This window comes from Streptomyces sp. NPDC057307 (genome assembly GCF_042667665.1).
Taxonomy (GTDB): domain Bacteria; phylum Actinomycetota; class Actinomycetes; order Streptomycetales; family Streptomycetaceae; genus Streptomyces.
Genome location: NZ_JBHUZM010000125.1, coordinates 1 through 22925, shown reverse-complemented (window position 1 = coordinate 22925; position 22925 = coordinate 1). Strand labels below are relative to the sequence as shown.

The 22925-nt window shown below is 70.7% G+C and carries 19 protein-coding genes; 14 read left to right on the top strand and 5 right to left on the bottom strand.

The annotated features are described in order from the left end of the window. The first annotated feature begins 63 nt into the window (after positions 1 to 63). Positions 64 to 609 carry an HXXEE domain-containing protein gene (locus ACFUN8_RS30020; protein ID WP_383644315.1) on the top strand — a complete coding sequence of 182 codons (546 nt, stop codon included), beginning with the start codon at positions 64 to 66 and terminating at the stop codon, positions 607 to 609. 107 nt (positions 610 to 716) lie between these two features. On the opposite strand, the gene ACFUN8_RS30015 is transcribed toward ACFUN8_RS30020, so the two are convergent. Further along, positions 717 to 1430, bottom strand: a complete 714-nt coding sequence (locus tag ACFUN8_RS30015; RefSeq protein ID WP_383644330.1) for a glycerophosphodiester phosphodiesterase — start codon at positions 1428 to 1430, stop codon at positions 717 to 719. Between the two features lie 41 nt (positions 1431 to 1471). After that, on the bottom strand, positions 1472 to 2497 hold the full coding sequence (locus ACFUN8_RS30010; protein WP_383644312.1) for an adenosine deaminase: 1026 nt from the start codon (positions 2495 to 2497) through the stop codon (positions 1472 to 1474). 161 nt (positions 2498 to 2658) lie between these two features. Here ACFUN8_RS30010 and ACFUN8_RS30005 point away from each other — a divergent pair, with 161 nt between their 5' ends. Then, entirely contained in the window at positions 2659 to 3381 is a 723-nt protein-coding gene (locus tag ACFUN8_RS30005) for a DUF4190 domain-containing protein (RefSeq protein WP_383644309.1), read from the top strand. 15 nt (positions 3382 to 3396) lie between these two features. On the opposite strand, the gene ACFUN8_RS30000 is transcribed toward ACFUN8_RS30005, so the two are convergent. Further along, positions 3397 to 3957, bottom strand: a complete 561-nt coding sequence (locus ACFUN8_RS30000; protein ID WP_383644327.1) for an NADAR family protein — start codon at positions 3955 to 3957, stop codon at positions 3397 to 3399. Positions 3958 to 4179: 222 nt separating this feature from the next. Between ACFUN8_RS30000 and ACFUN8_RS29995 the strand changes: the two genes are divergently transcribed. From ACFUN8_RS29995 to ACFUN8_RS29960, 8 genes are all read left to right on the top strand, one after another. Then, entirely contained in the window at positions 4180 to 5700 is a 1521-nt protein-coding gene (locus ACFUN8_RS29995) for a gamma-aminobutyraldehyde dehydrogenase (protein ID WP_383644306.1), read from the top strand. A 38-nt stretch (positions 5701 to 5738) separates the two neighbouring features. Next, the gene (locus tag ACFUN8_RS29990; RefSeq protein WP_383644303.1) at positions 5739 to 6986 is read left to right on the top strand and encodes a PotD/PotF family extracellular solute-binding protein; all 1248 of its coding nucleotides are present in this window, start codon (positions 5739 to 5741) and stop codon (positions 6984 to 6986) included. Positions 6987 to 7185: 199 nt separating this feature from the next. Further along, on the top strand, positions 7186 to 8352 hold the full coding sequence (locus tag ACFUN8_RS29985) for an ABC transporter ATP-binding protein (RefSeq protein ID WP_383644300.1): 1167 nt from the start codon (positions 7186 to 7188) through the stop codon (positions 8350 to 8352). Continuing rightward, entirely contained in the window at positions 8349 to 9284 is a 936-nt protein-coding gene (locus ACFUN8_RS29980; protein ID WP_383644297.1) for an ABC transporter permease, read from the top strand. Before ACFUN8_RS29985 ends, ACFUN8_RS29980 begins: the two co-directional genes overlap by 4 nt. Beyond that, positions 9284 to 10078 (top strand): ABC transporter permease, encoded by a 795-nt coding sequence (locus ACFUN8_RS29975; RefSeq protein ID WP_382565028.1) that lies wholly within the window; start codon positions 9284 to 9286, stop codon positions 10076 to 10078. Before ACFUN8_RS29980 ends, ACFUN8_RS29975 begins: the two co-directional genes overlap by 1 nt. Before the next feature lie 25 nt (positions 10079 to 10103). Next, the gene (locus ACFUN8_RS29970) at positions 10104 to 11519 is read left to right on the top strand and encodes an NAD(P)/FAD-dependent oxidoreductase (RefSeq protein WP_383644294.1); all 1416 of its coding nucleotides are present in this window, start codon (positions 10104 to 10106) and stop codon (positions 11517 to 11519) included. Between the two features lie 235 nt (positions 11520 to 11754). Further along, positions 11755 to 12300 carry a hypothetical protein gene (locus tag ACFUN8_RS29965; protein ID WP_383644324.1) on the top strand — a complete coding sequence of 182 codons (546 nt, stop codon included), beginning with the start codon at positions 11755 to 11757 and terminating at the stop codon, positions 12298 to 12300. Between the two features lie 86 nt (positions 12301 to 12386). Then, positions 12387 to 14213, top strand: coding sequence for a chitinase (locus ACFUN8_RS29960; RefSeq protein WP_383644292.1), 1827 nt, complete (start codon positions 12387 to 12389; stop codon positions 14211 to 14213). A 41-nt stretch (positions 14214 to 14254) separates the two neighbouring features. On the opposite strand, the gene ACFUN8_RS29955 is transcribed toward ACFUN8_RS29960, so the two are convergent. Continuing rightward, a complete protein-coding gene (locus ACFUN8_RS29955; protein WP_383644289.1) occupies positions 14255 to 14704 on the bottom strand; it encodes a phosphatase PAP2 family protein in 450 nt (149 codons plus the stop codon). Here ACFUN8_RS29955 and ACFUN8_RS29950 point away from each other — a divergent pair. Next, a complete protein-coding gene (locus tag ACFUN8_RS29950) occupies positions 14663 to 14899 on the top strand; it encodes a hypothetical protein (protein WP_383644286.1) in 237 nt (78 codons plus the stop codon). The genes ACFUN8_RS29955 and ACFUN8_RS29950 overlap by 42 nt on opposite strands. A gap of 351 nt (positions 14900 to 15250) precedes the next feature. On the opposite strand, the gene gabT is transcribed toward ACFUN8_RS29950, so the two are convergent. After that, positions 15251 to 16585: a 4-aminobutyrate--2-oxoglutarate transaminase gene (gene gabT / locus ACFUN8_RS29945; protein WP_383644283.1), complete on the bottom strand. Its 1335-nt coding sequence runs from the start codon at positions 16583 to 16585 to the stop codon at positions 15251 to 15253. Positions 16586 to 16887: 302 nt separating this feature from the next. Here gabT and ACFUN8_RS29940 point away from each other — a divergent pair, with 302 nt between their 5' ends. The 3 genes from ACFUN8_RS29940 to ACFUN8_RS29930 all read left to right on the top strand — a co-directional run bounded on the left by ACFUN8_RS29940 (position 16888) and on the right by ACFUN8_RS29930 (position 22817). Further along, a complete protein-coding gene (locus ACFUN8_RS29940; protein WP_383644280.1) occupies positions 16888 to 19308 on the top strand; it encodes an ATP/GTP-binding protein in 2421 nt (806 codons plus the stop codon). 194 nt (positions 19309 to 19502) lie between these two features. Continuing rightward, positions 19503 to 21080: a PucR family transcriptional regulator gene (locus ACFUN8_RS29935; RefSeq protein ID WP_383644321.1), complete on the top strand. Its 1578-nt coding sequence runs from the start codon at positions 19503 to 19505 to the stop codon at positions 21078 to 21080. Between the two features lie 291 nt (positions 21081 to 21371). After that, the gene (locus ACFUN8_RS29930) at positions 21372 to 22817 is read left to right on the top strand and encodes an aldehyde dehydrogenase family protein (RefSeq protein WP_383644318.1); all 1446 of its coding nucleotides are present in this window, start codon (positions 21372 to 21374) and stop codon (positions 22815 to 22817) included. Positions 22818 to 22925 lie beyond the last annotated feature (108 nt).

Below are 22925 nucleotides of genomic sequence, written 5' to 3'. Positions count from 1 at the left end.
GACACGCTACGTGTCCGGGCCCCGCCCCGTCGGTCGTGCCGCGTGTCTGAGAAGGTCGGAGACATGACGGACATACACGTACGCGGCGACCGGGTCGGCCCCGCCGTGACTCTGGGGCTGCTGGCGGCCTGGGTTCTGCACGATGCCGAGGAACTGGCCACCGGGCCCCGCTGGATCAGCGAGAACCTGCCCACCCTGCGCGAACGGTTTCCCGGCGTACCGGAGCCGGTGTGGGGCGCCATGGCCGCCGTCGAACCGCGTGAGTTCGCCGTGGCCGTCGGGGTGATGGCCACGTTCGTCGGTGCCGCCGCCGTCGCCGGGCACCGTACGGGGGGCCGGTCCGGCTTCTATCAGGGGGCGTTGGACGGCTTCGGACTGCACGGTCTGGTGCATCTCGCCCAGGCCGCCGCCGTACGCGGATACACCCCGGGGTCCGTCACGTCGCCACTGATCGTCGTGCCGTTCACGCTGTGGGCGCGGGGACGGCTCAGGCGGGCCGGGGTGCTGAAGCCGTCGCGGGCACGCGACGTCGCGATGGGCCTTGCCGTTGCCGCGGGCGCCACCGCCGTCTCGCACGCCGTCGCGCGGAGGATCGTCGGGAGCCGCTGAACTCCGGCCCCGTTCTCGGCGGTTGGGGCGAATCCCTGGCCCTCTCGGGGCACCGGAGACCCGCCCCGACCGCCGAACCGCCCCCCGTGCGCCCCGCCCCGCCTTCTCTACGCCTTCGGACTGTCCGGCCGGCCGCTGCGCAGCAGCTTCGCGAGTGTGTCGATGCGGTTGGTGGTGATCGAGTCGACCCCCGCACCGACCAGGCGCCGCATGCTCCGTCCGGTGTCGGCCGTCCAGGCGGAGACCAGCAGGCCGTCCCGGTGGACCCGCTCCGTCAGCTCCCGGCTCACCAGACCGAAGCGGTAGTTGAGCCAGCGGGGCCGTACCGCTTCGAGCAGCGCGGGACGCGGCGGGGCCAACGACTGCCACGTCATGGCGATTTCGGCGCCCGCGTCCGCGGCGCGTACGGCGAGCATCGCCTCGGCGCCCGCGCAGTAGTACACCCGCTCCGCCGCGCCGCATTCGCGCACCGTCCCGACCACGGTGCGCACCGACTCCGTCGTGGCGCCCGGCAGATCGATCATGAGGCGCGCGTCCGCCACCGGCCCCGGCGCCAGCAGCATCTCCCGGAGTGTCGGCACACCGCCCCGTGTCAAGGTGCTCAGCTCCTCCTGAGTGACGTCCGCGACCGGCCGGTCATGACCCCAGAGCCGGGCCAGCGACGAGTCGTGCAGCAGGACAGGCACCCCGTCACGCGTGATCCGTACGTCGATCTCCACGGCGTCGGCGCCCCGTTCCAGGGCGGATCGGACCGAGGGAAGGGTGTTCTCACGTACGCGGTAGGGGTCGCCCCGGTGCCCGACGGCCACGACGGCGCGCAGCGACGCCTCTCCGACACCGTCGGCGGCGCTCCGTGCGGCCGTCACTTGGCGAGCCACTGAGCCGTGTACGTGTCGATCTCGGCGCTCAGCCGGTCCTTGCCCGCCCGGTCGAGGAACGACGCCTCGACGGCGCCCTTCGCGAGCCCCGCCACCCCCCGCTCGTCCAACTCCAGAAGCCGCGCCGCGACCGCGTACTCGTTGTTGAGGTCGGTGCCGAACATGGGCGGGTCGTCGCTGTTGACCGTCACGAGCACGCCCGCGGACACCAGCGTCCTGATCGGGTGTAGCTCGATGTCGGTGACCGCTCGCGTGGCGATGTTGGAGGTGGGGCAGACCTCCAGAGGGATGCGGTTCTCGGCGAGATACGCCATCAACTCGGCGTCCTGGGCGGAGCTGATGCCGTGTCCGATCCGTTCGGCGCGCAGATCCCTCAACGCGTCCCACACCGTGCCGGGCCCCGTCGTCTCACCCGCGTGCGGCACGGAGTGCAGCCCTTCCGCGACCGCCCGGTCGAAGTGGTGCTTGAACTGCGGCCGCGGTACGCCGATCTCCGGGCCACCGAGACCGAAGGACACCAGCCCCTCGGGACGGAGGTCGACGGCGAGCCGCAGTGTCTCGTCCGCGGCCTCCAGGCCGGCCTCGCCCGGAATGTCGAAACACCACCGCAGTACGACCCCGAACTCGGCCTCGGCCGACTTGCGGGCGTCCTCGATCGCCTCCATGAAAGCCACTTCGGGGATGGAGCGCCGGGTCGAACTGAAGGGGGTGATCGTCAGCTCGGCGTAGCGGATGTTCTGCCGGGCCATGTCGCGCGCGATCTCGAACGTCAGCAGCCGGACGTCCTCCGGGGTCCGCAGCAGATCCACCACGGAGAGGTAGACGTCGATGAAGTGCGCGAAATCGGTGAAGACGAAGTAGTCGGCCAGCGCCTCGGGGTCCGTCGGCACCTTGGTGCCAGGGTGCCTGGCCGCCAGTTCGGACACGATACGGGGCGAGGCCGAGCCGACGTGATGGACATGCAGCTCGGCCTTGGGCAGCCCTGCGATGAAGGGATGAAGGTCGGTCATCGGGTCCTCCGCGTGCTGAGCGGCGGCGGAAAGGGTGTCGCCGTCCGCCGGGCAGGACGTCCCCCTGCCCAGGGCTTTATCGGACAGGGATCATCGTAGGCGGGGCGAATGGTGCGCTCGGCAGAGGCCTTAGCATGACGGAATCACGATGGGGGAGGACCATGTCAGACAGCAGCGCGCAGCCGCCGGGCGCCCACGAGCCGAACGATCCCTGGGCGCCGCCGGAGCGCGGGGTGCCGTTGAACAAGCCGGCGCAGGCGCCGGGGCCCATCCAGGACCAGCCACCGGTCCGGCCCGTCTACGACCAGCCGACCGTCACGGCCATGCCCGGTGTGGGGCCCGAGGCGGGCGCCGCCGTCGGTGCCGGGCCGGTCTCGGGAGCCGTACCGCCGCCGCCGATAGCCCCCGGGGGACCGGCCCCGACGACTTCCGGTCCGTACGGCTACCCGGGCGCGCCCGCCGGTTCCCAGTACCCCGGCGCGTCCTATCCCGGATACCCGGGATACCCCGGCTATCCGGGATACGGCCAGGTCGGCTGGCAGCCCGCCCCGGCGAACGGCATGGGCGTCGCCGCGATGACGCTCGGCATTCTCTCGATCTGTCTGTTCTGCCTGTACGGCGTCGTCGGCATCATCCTGGGCATCCTCGCCGTGATCTTCGGCGTCGTCGGCAGGAAGCGTGCCGAACGGGGTGAGGCCACCAACAGCGGTCAGGCCCTCTCCGGGATCATCATGGGCAGCATCGGGATCGTCATCGGCGCGGTCGTCATCGGTCTTCTCATCTGGGGCATCACCGACGCGATCAACGACGACAACAACGACTACGACTACGACAGCGGCACCGACGGCTACTCCGCCATGCTTCTTGTGGACGCCAACCACTGATCCGACGGCGCGCCGTCAGGACCTCGCCGTCTCCGCGCGGAGCCGTTCACGCGCCTCCATGAGAGCGAAGCCCAGCAGATTGAGCCCCCGCCAGCGCGCGGGGTCCTGTGCCCGCTCGTCGTCCGCGGCCAGTCCGATGCCCCATATCCGGTCCATCGGGCTGGCCTCGACGAGCACCCGGTCACCGGTGCCCAACAGGTAGTCGCGCAGCCGGTCGTCCTGCCGGAACTTGAGGACGCTGCCTTCCACGACGATGCCGGAGCGTTCGCGCTGCCATACGGTCTCGTCGAACCCCCGCACCAGCCGCCCGGCCTTCTTGGCCAGCGCCGGACCCGACGCGGTCAGAGCCTTCCCCTCGGCCTCCGCGTCGTCGAAGAGCCGCGCCTTGGCGGCCATCATCCAGTGCTCCGCCGTCGCGTACTCGACCCCGTCGACCGTGAACGGTGACGGCCACCACTGGCTGAGACAGCTCGCGCCGATGGCCCCGTCCTGCCGCGGGGCGTGCCCCCAGAAATGCAGATACTTGACCTTCGCGCCGCGACTCGTACGGTCGGTCAGCTCGGCAACCGTGATCATCCCCATGCACGCGAGTCTGCCAGCCACCACTGACAGTCCGTATGCCGATCAAGGTGCGGGCGCGACACATGGTCAACCGATTCCGTCGCGTAACCAAAAGGCAACAACGGAATCACTTGTTGGACGCCCTGTGCTCTGTCAGTATCGGCACTCAATTCAAGCCAGAACAACACTGACGGCTTCGGATCAGATGCGGCGACAGCCGGCAACACGGAGGGCGCCATGGGCAACCGCTTCCCCGCGCGGGACCGCTTCGCGGACGGTGCGCAGTTCATCGACGGACGGCTGCGCCCCGGCACCTCGGGCCGTACGCACGCCGTGGTCGACCCGGCGACGGGCGACGAGCTGCTCACGTACGAGATGGCGGGGGCGGCCGACGTCGACGCGGCCGTGGCCGCCGCGCTCGCGGCGTATCCGGGCTGGGCGGGTGCCACGCCGGGGGAGCGTTCCGACGCACTGCACCGCTTCGCCGCCGTACTCGCCGAGCGGGCCACGGAATTCGCGGCGGCCGAGTCGCTCCAGTGCGGAAAGCCGATCAAGCTCTCCACGGAGTTCGACGTTCCGGGGACCGTCGACAACGCCGCCTTCTTCGCCGGCGCCGCCCGTCATCTGGAAGGCGCGTCGGCGGGCGAGTACAGCGGCGACCACACCTCCTACGTACGCCGCGAACCGATCGGCGTGGTCGGCTCCATCGCGCCCTGGAACTATCCGCTCCAGATGGCCGCCTGGAAGATCCTCCCGGCGGTCGCCGCGGGCAACACGATCGTGCTGAAGCCGTCCGAGCTGACGCCCTTCACCTCACTGATGTTCGCGCAGGCGGCGCGGGAGGCGGGCATCCCCGACGGCGTGATCAACATCGTCAACGGCGCGGGCGCCGACGCGGGCGAGCGCCTCGTGGGCCACCCCGATGTCGTCATGACCTCCTTCACCGGCTCCACCGCCGTCGGCAAGCGCGTCGCCGAGATCGCCACCGCCACCGTCAAGCGGCTGCACCTGGAACTCGGCGGCAAGGCCCCGTTCCTGGTCTTCGACGACGCCGACCTAGACGCCGCCGTACAGGGCGCCGTCGCGGGTTCGCTCATCAACACGGGGCAGGACTGTACGGCCGCCACCCGCGCCTACGTACAGCGGCCGCTCTACGACGCCTTCGTGAGCGCCGTCGCGGCGCTGATGGAGACGGTCCGCCTCGGCGACCCGTTCGCCCCGTCCACGGACATGGGGCCGCTGATCTCGCACGCCCACCGCGACCGGGTCGCCGGCATCGTCGACCGGGCACGCGGATACGCCCGCGTCGTCACCGGCGGCGCCGCACCGGACGGCGCCGGGCTCGCCGACGGCGCGTACTACCGCCCCACGCTCGTCGTGGACGCCGCCCAGGACAGCGAGATCGTCCAGTCGGAGATCTTCGGCCCCGTCCTGGTCGTGCTGCCCTTCGACTCCGACGACGAGGGCATCCGCCTCGCCAACGACACTCCGTACGGCCTCGCGGCGTCCGTCTGGAGCCGCGACGTGTACCGCACGGGGCGCGCCACTCGTGAGATGAAGGCCGGCTGCGTGTGGGTGAACGACCACATCCCGATCATCAGCGAGATGCCGCACGGCGGCTACAAGGCCAGTGGTTACGGAAAAGACATGTCGGCGTACTCGTTCGAGGAGTACACACAGGTCAAACATGTGATGTACGACAACACCGCGGTCGCCAGGAAGGGCTGGCACCGCACAATCTTCGGGGACCGTCTCTAACTCTCCTCACCCTCTCCTCACCCGAAAGGGCACCGCCCATGGAGCTGTACGAGCCCGACCGTCTGTCGGCGGCCCAGATAGCCGCGACGCGTCGCAGCCTCAGTAACGGACGAGGCGCGCTCAGCCGTCGTTCGCTGCTGCGTGCCACCGGCGCCGGGGCGCTCACGATCGGCGGCGTGGCAGGCCTCGGCGCCTGCGGGATTCCGCCCGCGAAGGGGGAGAGCGGGGGCCCCGCCTCCACCGACCACTCGGCGAAGGAGAAGCGCGTCGTCTTCTCCAACTGGACCGAGTACATGGATGTCAGCGAGGACGAGAAGAGCTACCCCACCCTGGAGGCGTTCACGAAGCGCACCGGGATCCAGGTGAAGTACACGGCGGACATCAACGACAACGTCGAGTTCTTCGGCAAGATCCAGCCGCAGCTCGCGGCCGGCCAGGACACGGGGCGCGACCTCATCTGCGTCACCGACTGGCTCGCCGCCCGCATCATCCGGCTCGGCTGGGCGCAGAAGCTCGATCCCGCCAACTTGCCCCACGCGTTCGCGAATCTGTCCCAACAGTTCCGCTCGCCGGACTGGGATCCGGGGCGCGCCTACACGTATCCGTGGACCGGTATCCCGTCCGTCATCGCCTACAACACGAAGGCGACGGGGGGCCGCAAGGTCGAGTCCGTCTCGCAGCTGCTCGACGATCCGGACCTCAAGGGACGGGTGTCGTTCCTGTCCGAGATGCGGGACTCCATCGGGCTGACCCTGCTCGACATGGGCAAGGACCCCGCGTCGTTCTCCGACGACGACTACGACGGCGCCGTCGCCCGTATTCAGAAGGCCGTCGACAAGAAGCAGATCCGCCGCTTCACCGGCAACGACTACACGGCGGACCTCAGCAAGGGCGACATCGCGGCGTGCATCGCCTGGGCCGGTGACATCGTGCAGCTCCAGGCGGACAACCCGGACATCCAGTTCGCCATCCCGGAGGCCGGCTACATGATCTCCAGCGACAATCTGCTGGTCCCGGCGAAGGCACGGCACAAGACCAACGCCGAGAAGCTCATCGACCACTACTACGAGCTTCCGATCGCCGCGAAGCTCGCGGCGTACATCAACTACGTCTGCCCCGTCGAAGGCGTCCGTACGGAGCTCGCGAAGATCGACGAGTCGATGGCGTCCAACCCGCTGATCCTCCCGGACGCGGCGATGGCCTCGCGGTCCCACGCCTTCCGCTCGCTGAGCGGCGAGGAGGAGACGGCGTACGAAGAGAAGTTCGCCAAGCTCATCGGCGCCTAGGCCGACGGGCCCCACCGGGCCGCCGGTTCGCATGGCCGCCGGTTCGCACGGCCGTGGATTCGCGCGGCTGTCGATTCGTATCGCCGTCGGTTCGCAAGGACCGGCTCGTACGGCCACCGGTCGTACGCCGGCCGGCCGCAGGGGTCCAGAGGCCCCGTCCGCTCCGTTCCTCCCTCCCAAGCCCCCGGGATCGTTACCCATGACTGAGACCGCATCCACCGACCGGGGCGGCGACGACGTCCGCCTCACCGGGATAAGCAAGTCGTACGGCTCCTTCCACGCCGTCAAACCCCTGGACCTCACCGTCCCCGAAGGCTCCTTCTTCGCGCTCCTCGGCGCCTCGGGCTGCGGCAAGACCACCACGCTGCGGATGATCGCCGGCCTGGAGGACCCGACCACCGGATCGGTCTTCCTCGGTGAGAAGGACGTCACCGGCCTGCCGCCGCACAAGCGCCCCGTCAACACCGTCTTCCAGAGTTACGCGCTCTTCCCGCACCTCGACATCTACGAGAACGTCGCCTTCGGCCTGCGCCGTCGCGGCATCAAGTCGGTGAAGAAGCAGGTCGGCGACATGCTCGACCTCGTCCAGCTCGGCGACTTCGCGAAGCGCAAGCCGCACCAGCTCTCCGGCGGCCAGCAGCAGCGCGTCGCCGTGGCCCGCGCGCTCATCAACCATCCGAAGGTGCTGCTCCTCGACGAGCCCCTCGGCGCGCTCGACCTCAAGCTGCGCCGCCAGATGCAGCTGGAGCTCAAGCGCATCCAGACGGAGGTCGGCATCACCTTCGTCCATGTCACGCACGACCAGGAGGAGGCCATGACGATGGCCGACACGGTCGCCGTGATGAACGCGGGGCGGGTCGAGCAGCTGGGCGCGCCGGCGGAACTGTACGAGAATCCGCAGACCACCTTCGTCGCCAACTTCCTCGGCACCTCCAACCTCATCGAGGCCGACGTCGCGGAGAAGACCGGCGACGAGGTGGTCGTGACGTCGGCGGGCGTGAAGCTGAGGCTGCCCGCGGCCCGCTGTACGACGCAGGTCCCGGACGGCGGCAGGCTGCTCGTCGGCGTACGCCCCGAGAAGATCTCCCTCGCGCACGCGGACGACGAGGGTTCCATCCCCGCGGGCCGTAACCGGATCACCGGGCGCATCGTCGACTCCAGCTTCATCGGGGTCTCGACCCAGTACGTCATCGACAGCCCCGTGTGCGCGGAGTTGGAGGTGTACGCGCAGAACATCGAGCGCGACGGCCGGCTCGTTCCCGGGGCCGAGGTGGTCCTGCACTGGAACCCCGCCCACACCTTCGGACTCGACGCCGCCCAGGACATCGACGCCGGCGTCAAAACGGTGGACGAGGAGGGGGCGTGACCGCCACGGAAGCACCACCGGCACCACCCACACCACCGGTCACCGAAGCGGCAGTACGCAAGGTTCCGCGCCGTAAACGCCTTGTGCCTTACTGGCTGCTGCTGCCCGGCATCCTGTGGCTGCTGGTCTTCTTCGCGCTGCCGATGGTCTACCAGGCGTCGACCTCCGTACAGACGGGCTCGCTGGAGGAGGGCTTCAAGGTCACCTGGCACTTCCAGACCTACTGGGACGCGCTCCAGGACTACTACCCGCAGTTCGTGCGCTCGCTGCTGTACGCGGGCACCGCCACCGTCCTGTGTCTGCTGCTCGGCTACCCGCTGGCATACCTCATCGCCTTCAAGGCCGGCCGCTGGCGCAACCTCCTGCTGGTCCTGGTCATCGCCCCGTTCTTCACCAGCTTCCTGATCCGCACACTCGCCTGGAAGACGATCCTCGCGGACGACGGCACCGTGGTCGGGGCGCTGGACACCCTTCGGGTGCTGGACGTGACCAGCTGGCTCGGCTGGACGGCCGACGACCGTGTCCTGGCGACGCCCATGGCCGTCGTCTGCGGCCTTACGTACAACTTCCTGCCGTTCATGATCCTGCCGCTCTACACCTCGCTGGAGCGCATCGACGGCCGGCTGCACGAGGCGGCCGGGGACCTCTACGCGAGGCCGGCGACGACCTTCCGCAAGATCACCGTCCCGCTCTCCATGCCGGGCATCGTCTCCGGCACGCTGCTGACCTTCATCCCGGCGAGCGGCGACTACGTCAACGCGGAACTGCTCGGCTCCACCGACACCAAGATGGTCGGCAGCGTGATCCAGAGCCAGTTCCTGCGCGTGCTCGACTATCCGACGGCGGCGGCACTCTCGTTCATCCTCATGGCGGTCGTGCTGGTCGTGGTCACCGTCTACATCCGCCGTTCAGGGACGGAGGACCTGGTCTGATGCGCTGGATCCGACGCAATGTGGTCGTCGTCGCGGGCCTGCTCACGCTCGCGTACATGATTCTGCCGAACCTCGTCGTGATGGTGTTCTCCTTCAACAAGCCGAAGGGGCGCTTCAACTACGCCTGGCAGACGTTCTCGCTGGACGCCTGGAAGGACCCGTGCGGCGTCGCGGACCTCTGCGGGGCACTGACACTCTCGTTCCAGATCGCCGTCTGGGCGACGATCGGGGCGACCGTCCTCGGCACCATGATCGCCTTCGCCCTGGTGCGCTACCGCTTCCGGGCGCGCGGCGCGATCAACTCGCTGATCTTCCTGCCGATGGCCATGCCCGAGGTCGTGATGGCCGCCTCGCTGCTGACCCTGTTCCTGAACATGGGGGCGGAGTTGGGCTTCTGGACCGTCCTCATCGCGCACATCATGTTCTGCCTCAGCTTCGTGGTGACAGCCGTCAAGGCGCGCGTCATGTCCATGGATCCGAAGCTGGAGGAGGCGGCACGCGATCTGTACGCGGGGCCGGTGCAGACCTTCGTACGGGTCACCCTGCCGATTGCCGCGCCGGGCATCGCGGCGGGGGCGCTGCTCGCCTTCGCCCTCTCGTTCGACGACTTCATCATCACCAACTTCAACGCCGGCTCGTCCGTCACCTTCCCCATGTTCGTCTGGGGCTCGGCGCAGCGCGGCACACCGGTGCAAATCAACGTCATCGGGACGGCAATGTTCGCCATTGCGGTACTGATGGTGATCGGCGGCCAGCTGGTCAGCGACCGGCGCAAGAAGGCCGCGACACCCTGAGCGGGACCTGAAGGAGTTGGAAGACATGGCCCCTGGAGCCATGCGTACAGCCGCCGCCTCACTCGCCGACGCGCAGCCCGTCGCCTACTGGCTCGACGACCCAGGCAGGCCGGGCGCGGTACCCGCCCTCGCGGGCGACGAACGCTGCGACCTGCTCGTCGTCGGCGGCGGCTACAGCGGCCTGTGGACCGCGCTCCTCGCCAAGGAGCGCGACCCGCACCGCGACATCGTCCTGATCGAGGGCCGTGAGGTGGGCTGGGCGGCCTCCGGCCGTAACGGGGGCTTCTGCTCCGCCTCTCTCACGCACGGCCTCGCCAACGGCCTCAGCCGCTGGCCCGGCGAACTGCGGGCCCTCGAAGACCTCGGCGGGGCCAATCTCGACGGCATCGAGTCGGCCGTCGAGCGCTACGCCATCGACTGCGACTTCGAGCGCACCGGCGACATCTCCGTGGCCACCGAACCGCACCAGCTCGACGACCTCCGTCAGTTGCGCGACGAGGCGGCCGAGGCCGGTTTCACCGGTCTGGACCTCCTCGACGGCGAGGCGCTCCGCGCGGAGGTCGACTCGCCGACATTCCTGGGCGGCCTCTGGGACCGGCGCGGCGTCGCCATGCTGAACCCGGCCAGGCTCGCGTGGGGGCTGAAGCGGGCCTGTCTCGACCTCGGCGTACGGATCTACGAGAACACGCCCGGTCTCGAGCTGGCCCGCTCCGGGCCCGGCATGGCCGTCCGCACACCGTACGGCCGCGTCCTGGCCCGCCACGTCGCGCTGGGCACGAACGTCTTCCCATCGCTGGTACGGCGCGTGCGGCCCTACACGGTGCCCGTCTACGACTACGCCCTGACGACCGAGCCTCTTACCGAGGACCAGCTCGGTGCGATCGGCTGGAAGAGGCGGCAGGGGCTCAGCGACGGCGCCAACCAGTTCCACTACTTCCGGATCACCGCGGACAACCGCATCCTGTGGGGCGGCTACGACGCGATCTATCCGTACGGAGGGCGGCTCGACGCCGCCCTCGACCACCGTCCCGAGACCTATCTCAAGCTCGCCTCGCACTTCTTCGAGTGCTTCCCTCAGTTGGAGGGCCTGAGATTCAGCCACGCGTGGGGCGGGGCCATCGACACCTGCTCGCGGTTCTCCGCCTTCTTCGGTACGGCGCACGGCGGGCGGGTCGCGTACGCCGCCGGGTACACCGGGCTCGGAGTCGGCGCGACCCGCTTCGGCGCCGATGTGATGCTCGACCTGCTCGCGGGGGAGCGGACGGAGCGTACGGCGCTGGAGATGGTCAGGACGAAGCCCGTGCCCTTCCCGCCGGAGCCGGCCGCCTGGGCCGGTATCGGGCTCACCAAGTGGTCGCTGGCCCGCGCGGACGCCAGGGGCGGGCGGCGCAATCTGTGGCTGAAGGCCATGGACCGGATGGGGTTGGGCTTCGACAGCTGACCTTCGTCGACGTCCGTCGTTCTCCGTCGATCCCCGGGGGCCGAAGGCATCCTCAGGCGGCCTCTGTACGGAGGCCGCCTTTGGCGGCTCGTGGGCAGGGCCGTCGGCTGGATCGGTGGTGATGTGATCCACATCACCACCGATCGCCGACCCGAACTCGCGTAATGAACCGGCGCGACCTCCCTCTCTCCCTCTGTGGACGCACTGTCCAACAACGTGGAGCGGAGGCCGCATGATGACTGACTCGAGGGCCTATTCGGGGGCGAGGGCCGCGCTGGAGTGGCTGGCGTCGGTGGCGCCCGATCCCGACGCCTGTCGGTGGGAATGGGAGCGGAACCCGCACGGAGTCGCTCTCCTTCCCGCGGGGAAGCGCTGGGATGTGCTGATCCTCCCTGGTGAACTGGGGTATCCGACGCTCGATGTGCTGAACCGGCTCGTCGATCGGCCGGGCCCCGTACTGGCCGATTTCGGCGACGCGCGCCTCGGATTCTTCGTACCGCCGGGCACCGTCGCCCGCTGGATCGGTACGGGGGTGCGAGGGGCCGGCAGTGGTACCTGGATCGTCGTCCCGTATCCGGGCCGCACCGGCGGCGGCGTCCGCTGGCTGGTCCCGCCCGACGGCTCTGGCACGCTCACCGATCCGCCGTTGCTGGAACTGGCGATGCACGAGGCGGCGGCCGGGATCGCGAGGGGTGTCCCCGGCGACGGTGCGGACGATGGAGCTGACGGCGGGGGCGACGGCGGGGGCGACGGTGCCGGCGGAGGGCGGTCGGAGCCGTAGGGCGCCAGAGGTCTTGACAACAGGATTGGTCTGGACCATGTTGTGCCCGGCTCGGTCACTCAATTCCGCCATGCCCGGAGGCAGTTGTGGAACGCAACAGACGACCTTCTCGGTACTCCAGACTCGTGGCCGCTCTCGCGGCCGCCGTACTCACCGCGGGCGGCCTCGTCGTGTCCGCCGAGACGGCGCGTGCGGCCGACGCGGACATCGCCACCAACGGCGGCTTCGAATCCGGCCTCGCCGGCTGGAGCTGTACGGGCGGCAGCGGCGTGACCGTCAGCACCCCCGTGCACGGTGGCACAGCCGCACTGAAGGCCACCCCGGCGGGCAGCGACAACGCGAAGTGCGCCCAGACCGTCACGGTCCGACCCGACTCGGCGTACACGCTGAGCGCCTGGGTCCAGGGAAGCTACGTCTACCTCGGCGCCTCCGGCACCGGTACCACCGACGTCTCGACGTGGACCCCGTCCGCGCCCAGTTGGCAGAAACTGACCACTTCCTTCCGCACCGGTCCCGCCACCACGTCCGTGACCCTCTACACCAACGGCTGGTACGGAACACCCGCCTACCACGTCGACGACCTCAGCCTCGTCGGGCCGGGCGGTGAGACGGGGCAGCCGCCCGCCGCCCCGGCGGGGCTCAGAGCCTCGACGGTCACCGCGTCGTCGGTCGGCCTCGCCTGGTCGCCCGTGGCGGGCGCCACCGGCTACACGGTGCACCGTGACGGCGCCGCGGACGTGAACGTCACCGGCACCTCGACCACGGTCACCGGGCTGAGCCCCGCGACCGCCTACCGTTTCCAGGTCTCCGCCACCAACGCCGCGGGCCGCTCCCCGCGCTCCTCCGCCGTCACCGCCACCACCCAGACCGGCGGCGGGGGCGGCAGCGGGGCGGACCTCCCGGCGCACGCCCTGGTCGGCTACCTCCACTCCAGCTTCGCCAACGGCTCGGGCTACACGCGCATGTCCGACGTGCCCGCCTCGTGGGACGTCATCAACCTCGCCTTCGGCGAGCCGACATCGGTCACCTCGGGCGACATCCGCTTCAGCCTGTGCCCCGTCGCCGAATGCCCGAACGTCGAATCGCCCGCCGAGTTCAAGGCCGCCGTCAAAGCCAAGCAGGCCGCGGGCAAGAAGGTCCTGATCTCCATCGGCGGTCAGAACGGTCAGGTCCAGCTCGCCTCGACCGCCGCGCGCGACGCCTTCGTGAGCTCCGTATCCAAGATCATCGATGAGTACGGCCTCGACGGCCTCGACATCGACTTCGAAGGCCACTCGCTCTCCCTCAACACCGGCGACACCGACTTCCGCAACCCCACGAGCCCCGTCATCGTCAACCTGATCTCCGCCGTGAAGAGCCTCAAGGCCAAGTACGGGGCGGACTTCGTGCTCACGATGGCCCCGGAGACGTTCTTCGTACAGCTCGGCTACCAGTTCTACGGATCCGGCCCCTGGGGCGGCCAGGACCCGCGCGCCGGGGCGTATCTCCCCGTCATCCACGCCCTGCGCGACGACCTCACCCTGCTGCACGTCCAGGACTACAACTCGGGGCCGATCATGGGGCTCGACAACCAGTTCCACACGATGGGCGGCGCCGATTTCCACATCGCGATGACCGACATGCTGCTCACCGGCTTCCCGGTGGCCGGCGACACCACCAAGGTCTTCCCGGCGCTCGACCCGGGCCAGGTAGCCATCGGACTCCCGGCGTCGTCGCAGGCGGGCAACGGCCACACCGCCCCGTCGGAGGTGAACAAGGCCCTGGACTGTCTGACGAAGAAGACCAACTGCGGGTCGTACCAGACGCACGGCACATGGCCCACGCTGCGCGGACTGATGACCTGGTCGATCAACTGGGACCGCTTCAACCAGTGGGAGTTCTCCCGCAACTTCGACGGGTACTTCGGAAGCTGAGCGGAGCCGGGCTGAGCCGGGCCCACCGGGCCCGCCTCACGCTACGGGGCGTCCGTTCCCGAGCCGGCGGCCCCGCGGTTGTCGATCCACCGCAGGGCCGCCACCAACAGGGCCAGCAGCATGCCGCAGAGCAGCCAGCTGCCGAGAACGTCCAGCGGCCAGTGGTAGCCCCGTAGCACCAGTCCGATGCCCGTCGCCGCACTGAGCACCACGGCGACGGGCATCGCCCATCCGCGCCCGGCGCGCCCCGTACGGTGCCGCAGCAGCAGCGCGGCGCCGCAGTACGCGACCATCGCCGTCGCCGTGTGGCCGGACGGGTAGTAACCGGATTCCGCCGTGAGCGGCCCGGGGCGGTCGATCCACAGCTTGAGCGGCATCACGAGCAACGGAACGGCGGCCATGGCCAGCACGACCGCCACCGCCCGCGCCCGGTGCCCCCGCCACACCGCGTGGACGACCGCGACGGCCAGGACGGGCAGGGCGACCGCCATGCCGCCGAGATCGGCCAGGAACTCCGTGAGTCCGACGGGGCCACGTCCGAAGGCCGTACGCCCCAGGCGCTCGTCGGCGTCACGGAGCGGGCCACCGGCGACGACCTGCCAGGTGACGAGCGCGAAGAGAACCGCGCAGAGAGTGAACGCCCCGAGCGGGGAGAGAGGAGTGACGGGGCCGAGGAGGCCGGCTGAGCCGAAGCGCCCGGAGAGGAATGTCGGCCGCCCCGGAACAGGGGGGGTAGTTCCGAGACGGCCGCCGGGACCGGGTCGCCGCGCGCCCCGGGGGGTTTGGGGCGGGCGGCCGTCCGATCGGTGAGGAATTCCGGAGCTGGATGCTCCAGCGCGTCCGAAGACGCGTCCAGGACGGTGCTGGGGGCGCCCCGCCGTGGGTTCGCCCGCAGTCTCCTGCGAGCGGGGTGTTTCTTTCATCTGCCGAAACCGTACGTCAGGGCCGTGTGGTCCGACAGCGGGAAGGTGAACCCGCCATCGGCCCCGCACAGCTTCTTCACAGGCCCCGCCCCGGGGACCGGCGCACCGGCCCGGTCAGAGTCCGGCGAGCGCCTGCTCCAGGATGTCGAGGCCCTCTGTAAGGAGGTCCTCGCCGATCACCAGCGGCGGCAGGAAACGCAGGACGTTGCTGTACGTGCCGGTGGTGAGGACCAACAGCCCTTCCACGTGGCACGCCTTGGCGAGGGCGGCCGTCGCCTCCGGGTCCGGCTCCTTGGTGTCCCGGTCCTTCACGAGTTCGAGCGCGAGCATCGCGCCACGGCCCCGTACGTCGCCGATGACATCGAACTTCTCGGCCATCTCCTTGAGACGAGGCTTCATGATCTCCTCGATGCGCCTGGCCTTCGAGACGAGATCTAGCTCGCGCATCGTCTCGATGGCACCCAGCGCCGCGGCGCAGGCCACCGGGTTTCCGCCGTACGTACCGCCGAGGCCGCCCGAGTGCGGGGCGTCCATGATCTCCGCGCGGCCCGTGACGGCGGCGAGCGGCAGGCCGCCCGCGATGCCCTTCGCCGTGGTGATCAGGTCGGGCACGATGCCCTCGTCCTCGCACGCGAACCACTGCCCCGTGCGGCAGAAACCGGACTGGATCTCGTCCGCCACGAAGACGATGCCGTTGTCCTTGGCGAACTTCGCGATGGCGGGCAGGAAGCCCTTCGCCGGCTCGATGAATCCGCCCTCGCCGAGCAGCGGCTCGATCACGATCGCCGCGACGTTCTCCGCGCCGACCTGCTTGCTGATCTCGTCGATGGCCTGTGCGGAGGCCTCGGCGCCCGCGTTCTCCGGGCCGGTCGGCCAGCGGTAGCCGTACGCCACGGGGACACGGTAGATCTCCGGGGCGAACGGGCCGAAGCCGTTCTTGTACGGCATGTTCTTCGAGGTCAGCGCCATCGTGAGGTTCGTACGGCCGTGATAGCCGTGGTCGAACACCACGACCGCCTGCCGCTTGGTGTACGAGCGGGCGATCTTCACGGCGTTCTCGACGGCCTCGGCGCCCGAGTTGAACAGGGCGGACTTCTTGGCGTGGTCGCCCGGCGTCAGCTCGGCGAGCCGCTCACAGACCTCCACGTAGCCCTCGTACGGCGTGACCATGAAGCAGGTGTGGGTGAAGTCGGCGAGCTGGGCGGTGGCGCGGCGTACGACGGCCTCGGCCGAGGAGCCGACGGACGTCACCGCGATGCCGGACCCGAAGTCGATGAAGCTGTTGCCGTCCACGTCCTCGACGACGCCGCCACTCGCGCGGGCGGCGAAGACGGGCATCACGGACCCCACGCCGGCGGCGACCGTGGCGGTACGGCGGTTCTGCAGCTCCAGCGACTTGGGACCGGGGATGGCGGTGACGACGCGCCGCTCCTGCGGGATTGCGGTCATGAGGGGCTCCTGGGGGTGGTTCCGGACGCTACGTGTCTCGTGATGTCGCGACGTGTCTCGCGTTCTCGCATCTGTCTTCACTTCGCAGGCTAGGGGCGGAGGCGGGCGGCGGGCATGCGCCGTTCGGGAGTGTCCGCGGCGTGTCGTTGTCCGCCACGGACATAGGACCTGGCCGACCTCTCCGCGCACGCCGGGGGCGCGCGATCAACACTCCGTACGGCCGGAACGGTGAACTCCCCCTACGTGGGCACTAGATTGAGGCGTGTACAGAGCGGACCTGGCTGGTCAGGGGACAGGGGTTCATGAACACCGACGGCACGCACGACTCACGCGGCACACGAGCCAATCCCGTGCCACGTCCGGCAGGGCCACCGCCCCAGCCACCCGCGCCGCCGTCGGCACCACCGCCCTCCGGCCCCACGGGATCGCCGGCCGTTCCGCCGCCTGCGGTTTCCGCCCCGTCGGGGCACGCCGCCCCGCCCGCCTCGCCGACGCTGCCACCCTCGCCGACGCACGCGCCGGCCCCGGGCATCGGCGCCTCCGTGGCCGACTGGCTGCGAATCCCCCGACCCCAGGCCGAACCGGGCATCTGGCGCCTCGGCCACCGCCCGCGTCCGCCCGAGGAGCCCGAGCAGGTGCCCGCCCGTCAGCTGTTCAGCGGCGCCCTCGTCGCGTACCTGTGCGGCTGGCTCGTCTGGTCACTGCTCTGGAACGGCTACCTCGGGGGATGGTGGATCTTCGGCGACAGGTGGTGGCTGCTGCCGATCCAGTGGCTGACCCCGGAGAGCTGGCGGTCGAAGGACAGCGCGAATGTCGAGCTGTACGTCGCGGCCAGCTATCTCTACTACGCCCTCGTCGTCGGCCTGCTCGCGGTCGGCTTCGGCCGTATCGGCAACTGGAACGAGGTCTGGCGGCGTTACGGGGTACCACTGTGGCCACTCTTCGTACTGCTGCCGGGTTTCTGGCGCGAGATGCCGCGCACCGTCGACTGGCTGACCTGGGTGTCGAACGTCTACTACGTGCTCCTCGTCGCCGCCGTCCTGGCGGTCGTCGGGCGCGCCGGCACCTGGCCCCCCGTACGACGGCGCCTCGGGATGACCACCCCGGACGAGCCGCCCCCGCCACCTCCCGCCGAGGCGGATCCGGCCGACTGGCCCGAACTGCGCGCGGCGGGACTGACCGAAGCCGCCGCCAAGCTCGCCGAGGCCGTACACCGCGGCACCCTCAGCGACGTCGACTACGCGCGGATCCGCCGCGCCTGGCAGGGCGTCCGCACCCGGCCCGAACGGCTGCCCGCCTTCACCGACACCGTCCGAGCCCACGGGGCGGGCGCCTGCGCCCACCCTTCGGGTGTGCGCGACCTGCCGCTGCGTACCGCGAACCACGACCTCGCCACCGGCCAGGTCAGGATCGGCACCGCGGCTGACCACCCGCGCAATCCGTACGCGCGGCGCACCACCGGCGTCGCCCTGGAACCCGGGCTGCTCGGCACGTCGCTGCTCGCCGTCGGCCCCGCGGGCTCCGGCAAGACGGTCAGGCTGGTCCGCCCCGTCGTCGAGTCGCTCTGCCTCCAGGCCCTCGCCAACCGCGCCGCGGTCGTCGCCGTCACCGCCTACGGGGCGGCGCTCGCCCCCGACGACTCCTTCGACCTCGTGATCGCCGTCGGCCGCCCGGGCGCGACCCACGACCTCGACCTCTACGGAAGCGCCGACGACCCCGACGAAGCCGCCAGGACGCTGTCGGAGGGCCTCGTGGGGGATCTGGCGGCCGGCCTGCCCGGCGGAGACCGGCGCAGGGCCGCGACCGCGCTCGCCCAGCTCATCGGCCCGTACCGCAGCGTCCACGGGCACTTCCCCGCCGTCCCGGAACTGCGGGAACTGATCGGCGGCTCCCCGGTGGCCGTCCAGGCACTGCGGACCGCGCTGGAGACGTCCGCCGACCCCGGCGCGGCGGCCCAGCTGCGCGAGCTCGACGCACGCGAACGGCAGTCGACACGCGGCGACGACATCGGCGTACTCCTGGCCGAACGCCTCGCCTTCCTCGACCGGCCCGCCTTCGCCGACTTCTTCCGTACGGACGGCAGCGGGCGGTCCTTCTCGCTGCGTGCCATCGAGCATCCGTTGCGGGTCAGGATCGACCTGCCCGAACGGGGCCACGCCGAGGCGTCACGGATCATCGCCCGGCTTCTCCTCGCCCAGTTCACCGACGCCGCGCTCGCCCGCGTGGACCGCTCGCTCTTCGCCTGCCTCGTCCTGGACGACGCGACGTACACCGTGACGGGCGACTCCGTCCGCGCCATCCAGCGGCTGCGCTCGGCGAACGCCGGGGTGGTCCTCCCGCTGCGCACCTTGGAGGACGTCCCCGACCCGCTGCGGGGCCCGCTTCTCGGCGCCGTGGGCTGCCGTATGGCGTTCTCCGGGCTCGGCCCGTGGGACGGCGGGCGCTTCGCGGAGAGCTGGGGCACCGAGTGGGTCCAGACCCGCGACGTCACCAACCGGCAGATCATCTCCGACGAGCCCCTCACCAAGGCGCTGCACTTCATGCGGCGGCTGGTGACCGGCAAGGCCGCCACCGCCGAGGCGGTCACGGTGCGGGAGGTCGAGCGTGAACGCTGGTCGGCCTCCGAACTGGCCCACTCCGTGCCGGCGGGCCACGCCGTGCTCTCGCTGACCACCGTCGGCGGCGAACACGCGCCGCCCATGCTGGTCGACCTCCGTACCTGAGCGACCCGGCCACGGGACGATCTCCGTACGTAGGCGGCGTTCGCGGAGATGGCCACGGCGACGTGCGGCGCACGGCCCGCGTCGCCCGGCTCGTACCCCTGTTCTCGTACACCCTGGCAGAATTGGGATGAGCCGTTTCTACGAGACGGCGAAAACGTCCGCCCGTCCTCTTCATGAAGGTCCTACGGTCCGCCATGCCGCCCACGCTCGCCTCGCTCATCCAGCATTCGGCGCTGAAGCTCACCGTGCGCGCCGGGGAGGACCGGCTCGATACGCCGGTGCGCTGGGCGCATGTCAGTGAACTCGAGGACCCGGTGCCGTACATGGACGGCGGCGAACTGCTGCTCGTCACCGCGGTCACCCTGCACGCCGAGGACCCCGCGGCCATGCGGCGCTACGTACGGCGCCTCGTCGGCGCCGGCGTCGTCGGACTCGGCTTCGCCGTCGGCGTCAACTACGAGGACATCCCGGACGCCCTTGTCGACGCCGCGCACGCGGAGGGACTGCCGCTCCTGGCGGTGCCGCGCCGTACGCCCTTCCTCGCCATCAGCAAGGCCGTCTCGGCGGCGATCGCGGCCGATCAGTACCGGGCGGTCACTGCGGGCTTCGAGGCGCAACGGGAGCTGACCCGCGCGGCGCTCTCCGAGGGCCCCGTCGCGCTGCTGGACCGCCTCGCCGCGCACATCGACGGCTGGGCCGCGCTGTACGACGCGACGGGCGCCGTGATCGCCGCCGCGCCGGACTGGGCCGCACGCCGCGCCGCCCGCCTCACGCCCGAGGTGGAACGGCTGCGGGAGCGCCCCGCCCCGGCCAGCGCAGTGGTCGGCGACCCGGACGACCGGGTCGAGCTCCAGTCGCTCGGCAGTGGCCGTCGCGTACGGGGTGCACTCGCCGTCGGCACGGGGGCGGCGTTGGGCACGGCGGAGCGGTACGCCGTGCACTCGGCCGTAGCCCTGCTGACCCTCACCACGGAGCGCTCACGCGCGCTCCAGGAGGCCGAGCAGCGGCTCGGCTCCGCGGTGCTGCGGATGCTCCTCTCGGGGCAGCCCGACCACGCGCGGGCGGTGGCGGGAGATCTGTACGGAGGACTGCTGGACGCCCCGTTCCGGTTGCTCATCGCCGAACCGGCCGAGCCGGGGACTGATCCCCGCGACCCCGCGGCCGGCCATCCACTCCAGTCGCTGACCGACTCGCTGGAGGCGTCAGCGGCGCACGGAGGGGAAACGGTGCTCGCCGTGCCCGACGGCGAGGAACGGCTCGTCGTGCTCGCGGCGGACGCCGGGGCCGTCACCGCCGCCTGCGAGACGTACAAGGAGCAGGAGGCGGACGACGCCGGGGTCGTCATCGGCCTCTCCGCCCCGACGGGGCCGATCGCGGCCGCGGGCGCCTACAAACAGGCCGAACAGTCGCTGTCCGTCGCGCGTCGACGGGGCCGCGCGCTGGTGGAGCACGAGGAACTGGCGGCCGGCTCGCTCCTGCCGCTCCTCGCCGACGACGCCGTGCGCGCCTTCGCCGACGGAATGCTGCGCGCGCTGTACGAACACGACGCCAAGGGGCGCGGCGACCTGGTGGACTCCCTCAGGGCCTGGCTCTCGCGCCACGGCCAGTGGGACGCCGCGGCGGCCGACCTGGGCGTCCACCGGCATACGCTGCGTTACCGCATGCGCCGCGTGGAAGAGATCCTGGGCCGCACACTGGACGACCCGGACGTCCGGATGGAGCTGTGGCTGGCGCTGAAGACCACCTCGGCGACGCAGCTGCCGGGGCCCTGACGAACGCCCGCTGTCACAGCGCTGTCCGTCTCAACTGCCGCGACGTGTTGGGCATTTGCCGCGCCCGCCCGCCGCGGGTCCACGCGCGGGCGAGTCGACGCCGTCCCATGGGCCCCGGCGTCGGACGGGCTCCGGCGGCGGCGTACCACCGTCGCGTATGCCAAAGCGTCACAGCCCGTACCCGCCACCACTCCACCCCGGACAAATCCCGTGGACGTCCCGCGCCCCTACGGTGGGGGAGACAACTCCACCACTTCGGAAGGGCCGGGACTCGCAATGCCGAACGAAACTGTGGCAGCCACCCATGCCTTCTGGCTCGCCGGACGCCAGGCCACCGGTGAGGAGACCTTCGACGTCACGTCCCCGTGGGACGGTCGGCTCGTCGGTAAGGTCGCCGTCCCGACAGACGCCCAGGTCGAGGAGGCCGTCGCCGCCGCCTACGCCGTGCGCGACGAGTTCGCCGCGACGCCCGCGCATGTCAGGGCCGCCGCGCTCGACCACGTGTCGCGGCGTCTCGTCGAGCGCACCGAGGAGATCGCCCGCCTGATCTCCGCGGAGAACGGCAAGCCCATGAAGTGGGCACGCGGCGAGGTGGGCCGCGCCGTCTCGGTCTTCCGGTTCGCGGCCGAGGAGTCCCGCCGGTTCAACGGCGGCGAGTCCCAGCGGCTCGACACCGACGCGGGCGGCACCGGCCGCCTGGCGCTGACCCGCCGCTTCCCGCGCGGCGTCGTCCTCGGCATCGCGCCCTTCAACTTCCCGCTCAATCTCTGCGCCCACAAGATCGCCCCGGCCATCGCCGTCGGCGCCCCGATCATCCTCAAGCCCGCCCCCGCGACCCCGCTCTCCGGCCTGCTCATCGGCGAACTTCTCGCCGAGACCGAGCTGCCGGCCGGTGCCTGGTCGGTGCTGCCCGTCGCCAACGACCGGATGCCCACCCTCGTACAGGACGAGCGCCTGCCGGTGATCTCCTTCACCGGCTCCGACAAGGTCGGCTTCGCCATCATGGACTCGGTGCCGCGCAAGCACTGCACCCTCGAACTCGGCGGCAACGGTGCGGCAGTTGTCCTCGCCGACTACGCGAGCGAGAAGGATCTCGACTGGGCTGCGACCCGGATCGGAACCTTCTCCAACTACCAGGGCGGCCAGTCCTGCATCTCGGTGCAGCGCGTCGTCGCGGACGCGTCCCTGTACGAGCGCCTCGTACCGAAAATCGTCGCCGCCGTCGAGGCGCAGGTCACCGGAGACCCGTCCGACGACGCCACCGACGTCGGCCCCCTCGTCAGTGAGGACGCCGCCAAGCGCGTCGAGGCATGGGTGGACGAGGCCGTACGGGCGGGCGCCCGGCTCCTGGCCGGCGGAAAGCGCGACGGTGCCTCGTACGCGCCCACGGTCCTCGCCGATGTCCCGCCGGACGTCACGATCTCCTGCGAGGAGGTCTTCGGCCCCGTGCTCACCCTCAGCCAGGTCGACGGCGAGGACGCGGCGTTCGACACGGTGAACGACTCCAAGTACGGCCTCCAGGCGGGCGTGTTCACCCACGACGTGCAGGCCGCGTTCCGTGCCCACCGGGCGCTCGAGGTCGGTGGCGTGATCGTGGGCGACGTCCCCTCGTACCGCGCCGACCAGATGCCGTACGGCGGTGCCAAGCAGTCCGGGGTCGGCCGCGAGGGCGTGCGGTACGCGATGGACGACTACACGTACGAGCGCGTCATGGTCTTCACGGGCCTCGCCCTCTGACGGAGCGGACGACGCCCCACGCGCATCCGTACCGAGAAGACACCGAAGAGACACCGGGCAGACACGGCCGGGACCGCCGCGCGGCGGTCCCGGCCGTTTCCGTGTAAG

Excerpts from the sequence above, each read along its gene's own strand:
- ACFUN8_RS30020 (WP_383644315.1), top strand. The coding sequence starts at position 64 with ATGACGGACATACACGTACGCGGCGACCGGGTCGGCCCCGCCGTGACT.
- ACFUN8_RS30010 (WP_383644312.1), bottom strand. The coding sequence starts at position 2,497 with ATGACCGACCTTCATCCCTTCATCGCAGGGCTGCCCAAGGCCGAGCTG.
- ACFUN8_RS30005 (WP_383644309.1), top strand. The coding sequence starts at position 2,659 with ATGTCAGACAGCAGCGCGCAGCCGCCGGGCGCCCACGAGCCGAACGAT.
- ACFUN8_RS30000 (WP_383644327.1), bottom strand. The coding sequence starts at position 3,957 with ATGATCACGGTTGCCGAGCTGACCGACCGTACGAGTCGCGGCGCGAAG.
- ACFUN8_RS29995 (WP_383644306.1), top strand. The coding sequence starts at position 4,180 with ATGGGCAACCGCTTCCCCGCGCGGGACCGCTTCGCGGACGGTGCGCAG.
- ACFUN8_RS29990 (WP_383644303.1), top strand. The coding sequence starts at position 5,739 with ATGGAGCTGTACGAGCCCGACCGTCTGTCGGCGGCCCAGATAGCCGCG.
- ACFUN8_RS29985 (WP_383644300.1), top strand. The coding sequence starts at position 7,186 with ATGACTGAGACCGCATCCACCGACCGGGGCGGCGACGACGTCCGCCTC.
- ACFUN8_RS29975 (WP_382565028.1), top strand. The coding sequence starts at position 9,284 with ATGCGCTGGATCCGACGCAATGTGGTCGTCGTCGCGGGCCTGCTCACG.
- ACFUN8_RS29970 (WP_383644294.1), top strand. The coding sequence starts at position 10,104 with ATGGCCCCTGGAGCCATGCGTACAGCCGCCGCCTCACTCGCCGACGCG.
- ACFUN8_RS29965 (WP_383644324.1), top strand. The coding sequence starts at position 11,755 with ATGACTGACTCGAGGGCCTATTCGGGGGCGAGGGCCGCGCTGGAGTGG.
- ACFUN8_RS29955 (WP_383644289.1), bottom strand. The coding sequence starts at position 14,704 with ATGGCGGTCGCCCTGCCCGTCCTGGCCGTCGCGGTCGTCCACGCGGTG.
- gabT (WP_383644283.1), bottom strand. The coding sequence starts at position 16,585 with ATGACCGCAATCCCGCAGGAGCGGCGCGTCGTCACCGCCATCCCCGGT.
- ACFUN8_RS29940 (WP_383644280.1), top strand. The coding sequence starts at position 16,888 with ATGAACACCGACGGCACGCACGACTCACGCGGCACACGAGCCAATCCC.
- ACFUN8_RS29935 (WP_383644321.1), top strand. The coding sequence starts at position 19,503 with ATGCCGCCCACGCTCGCCTCGCTCATCCAGCATTCGGCGCTGAAGCTC.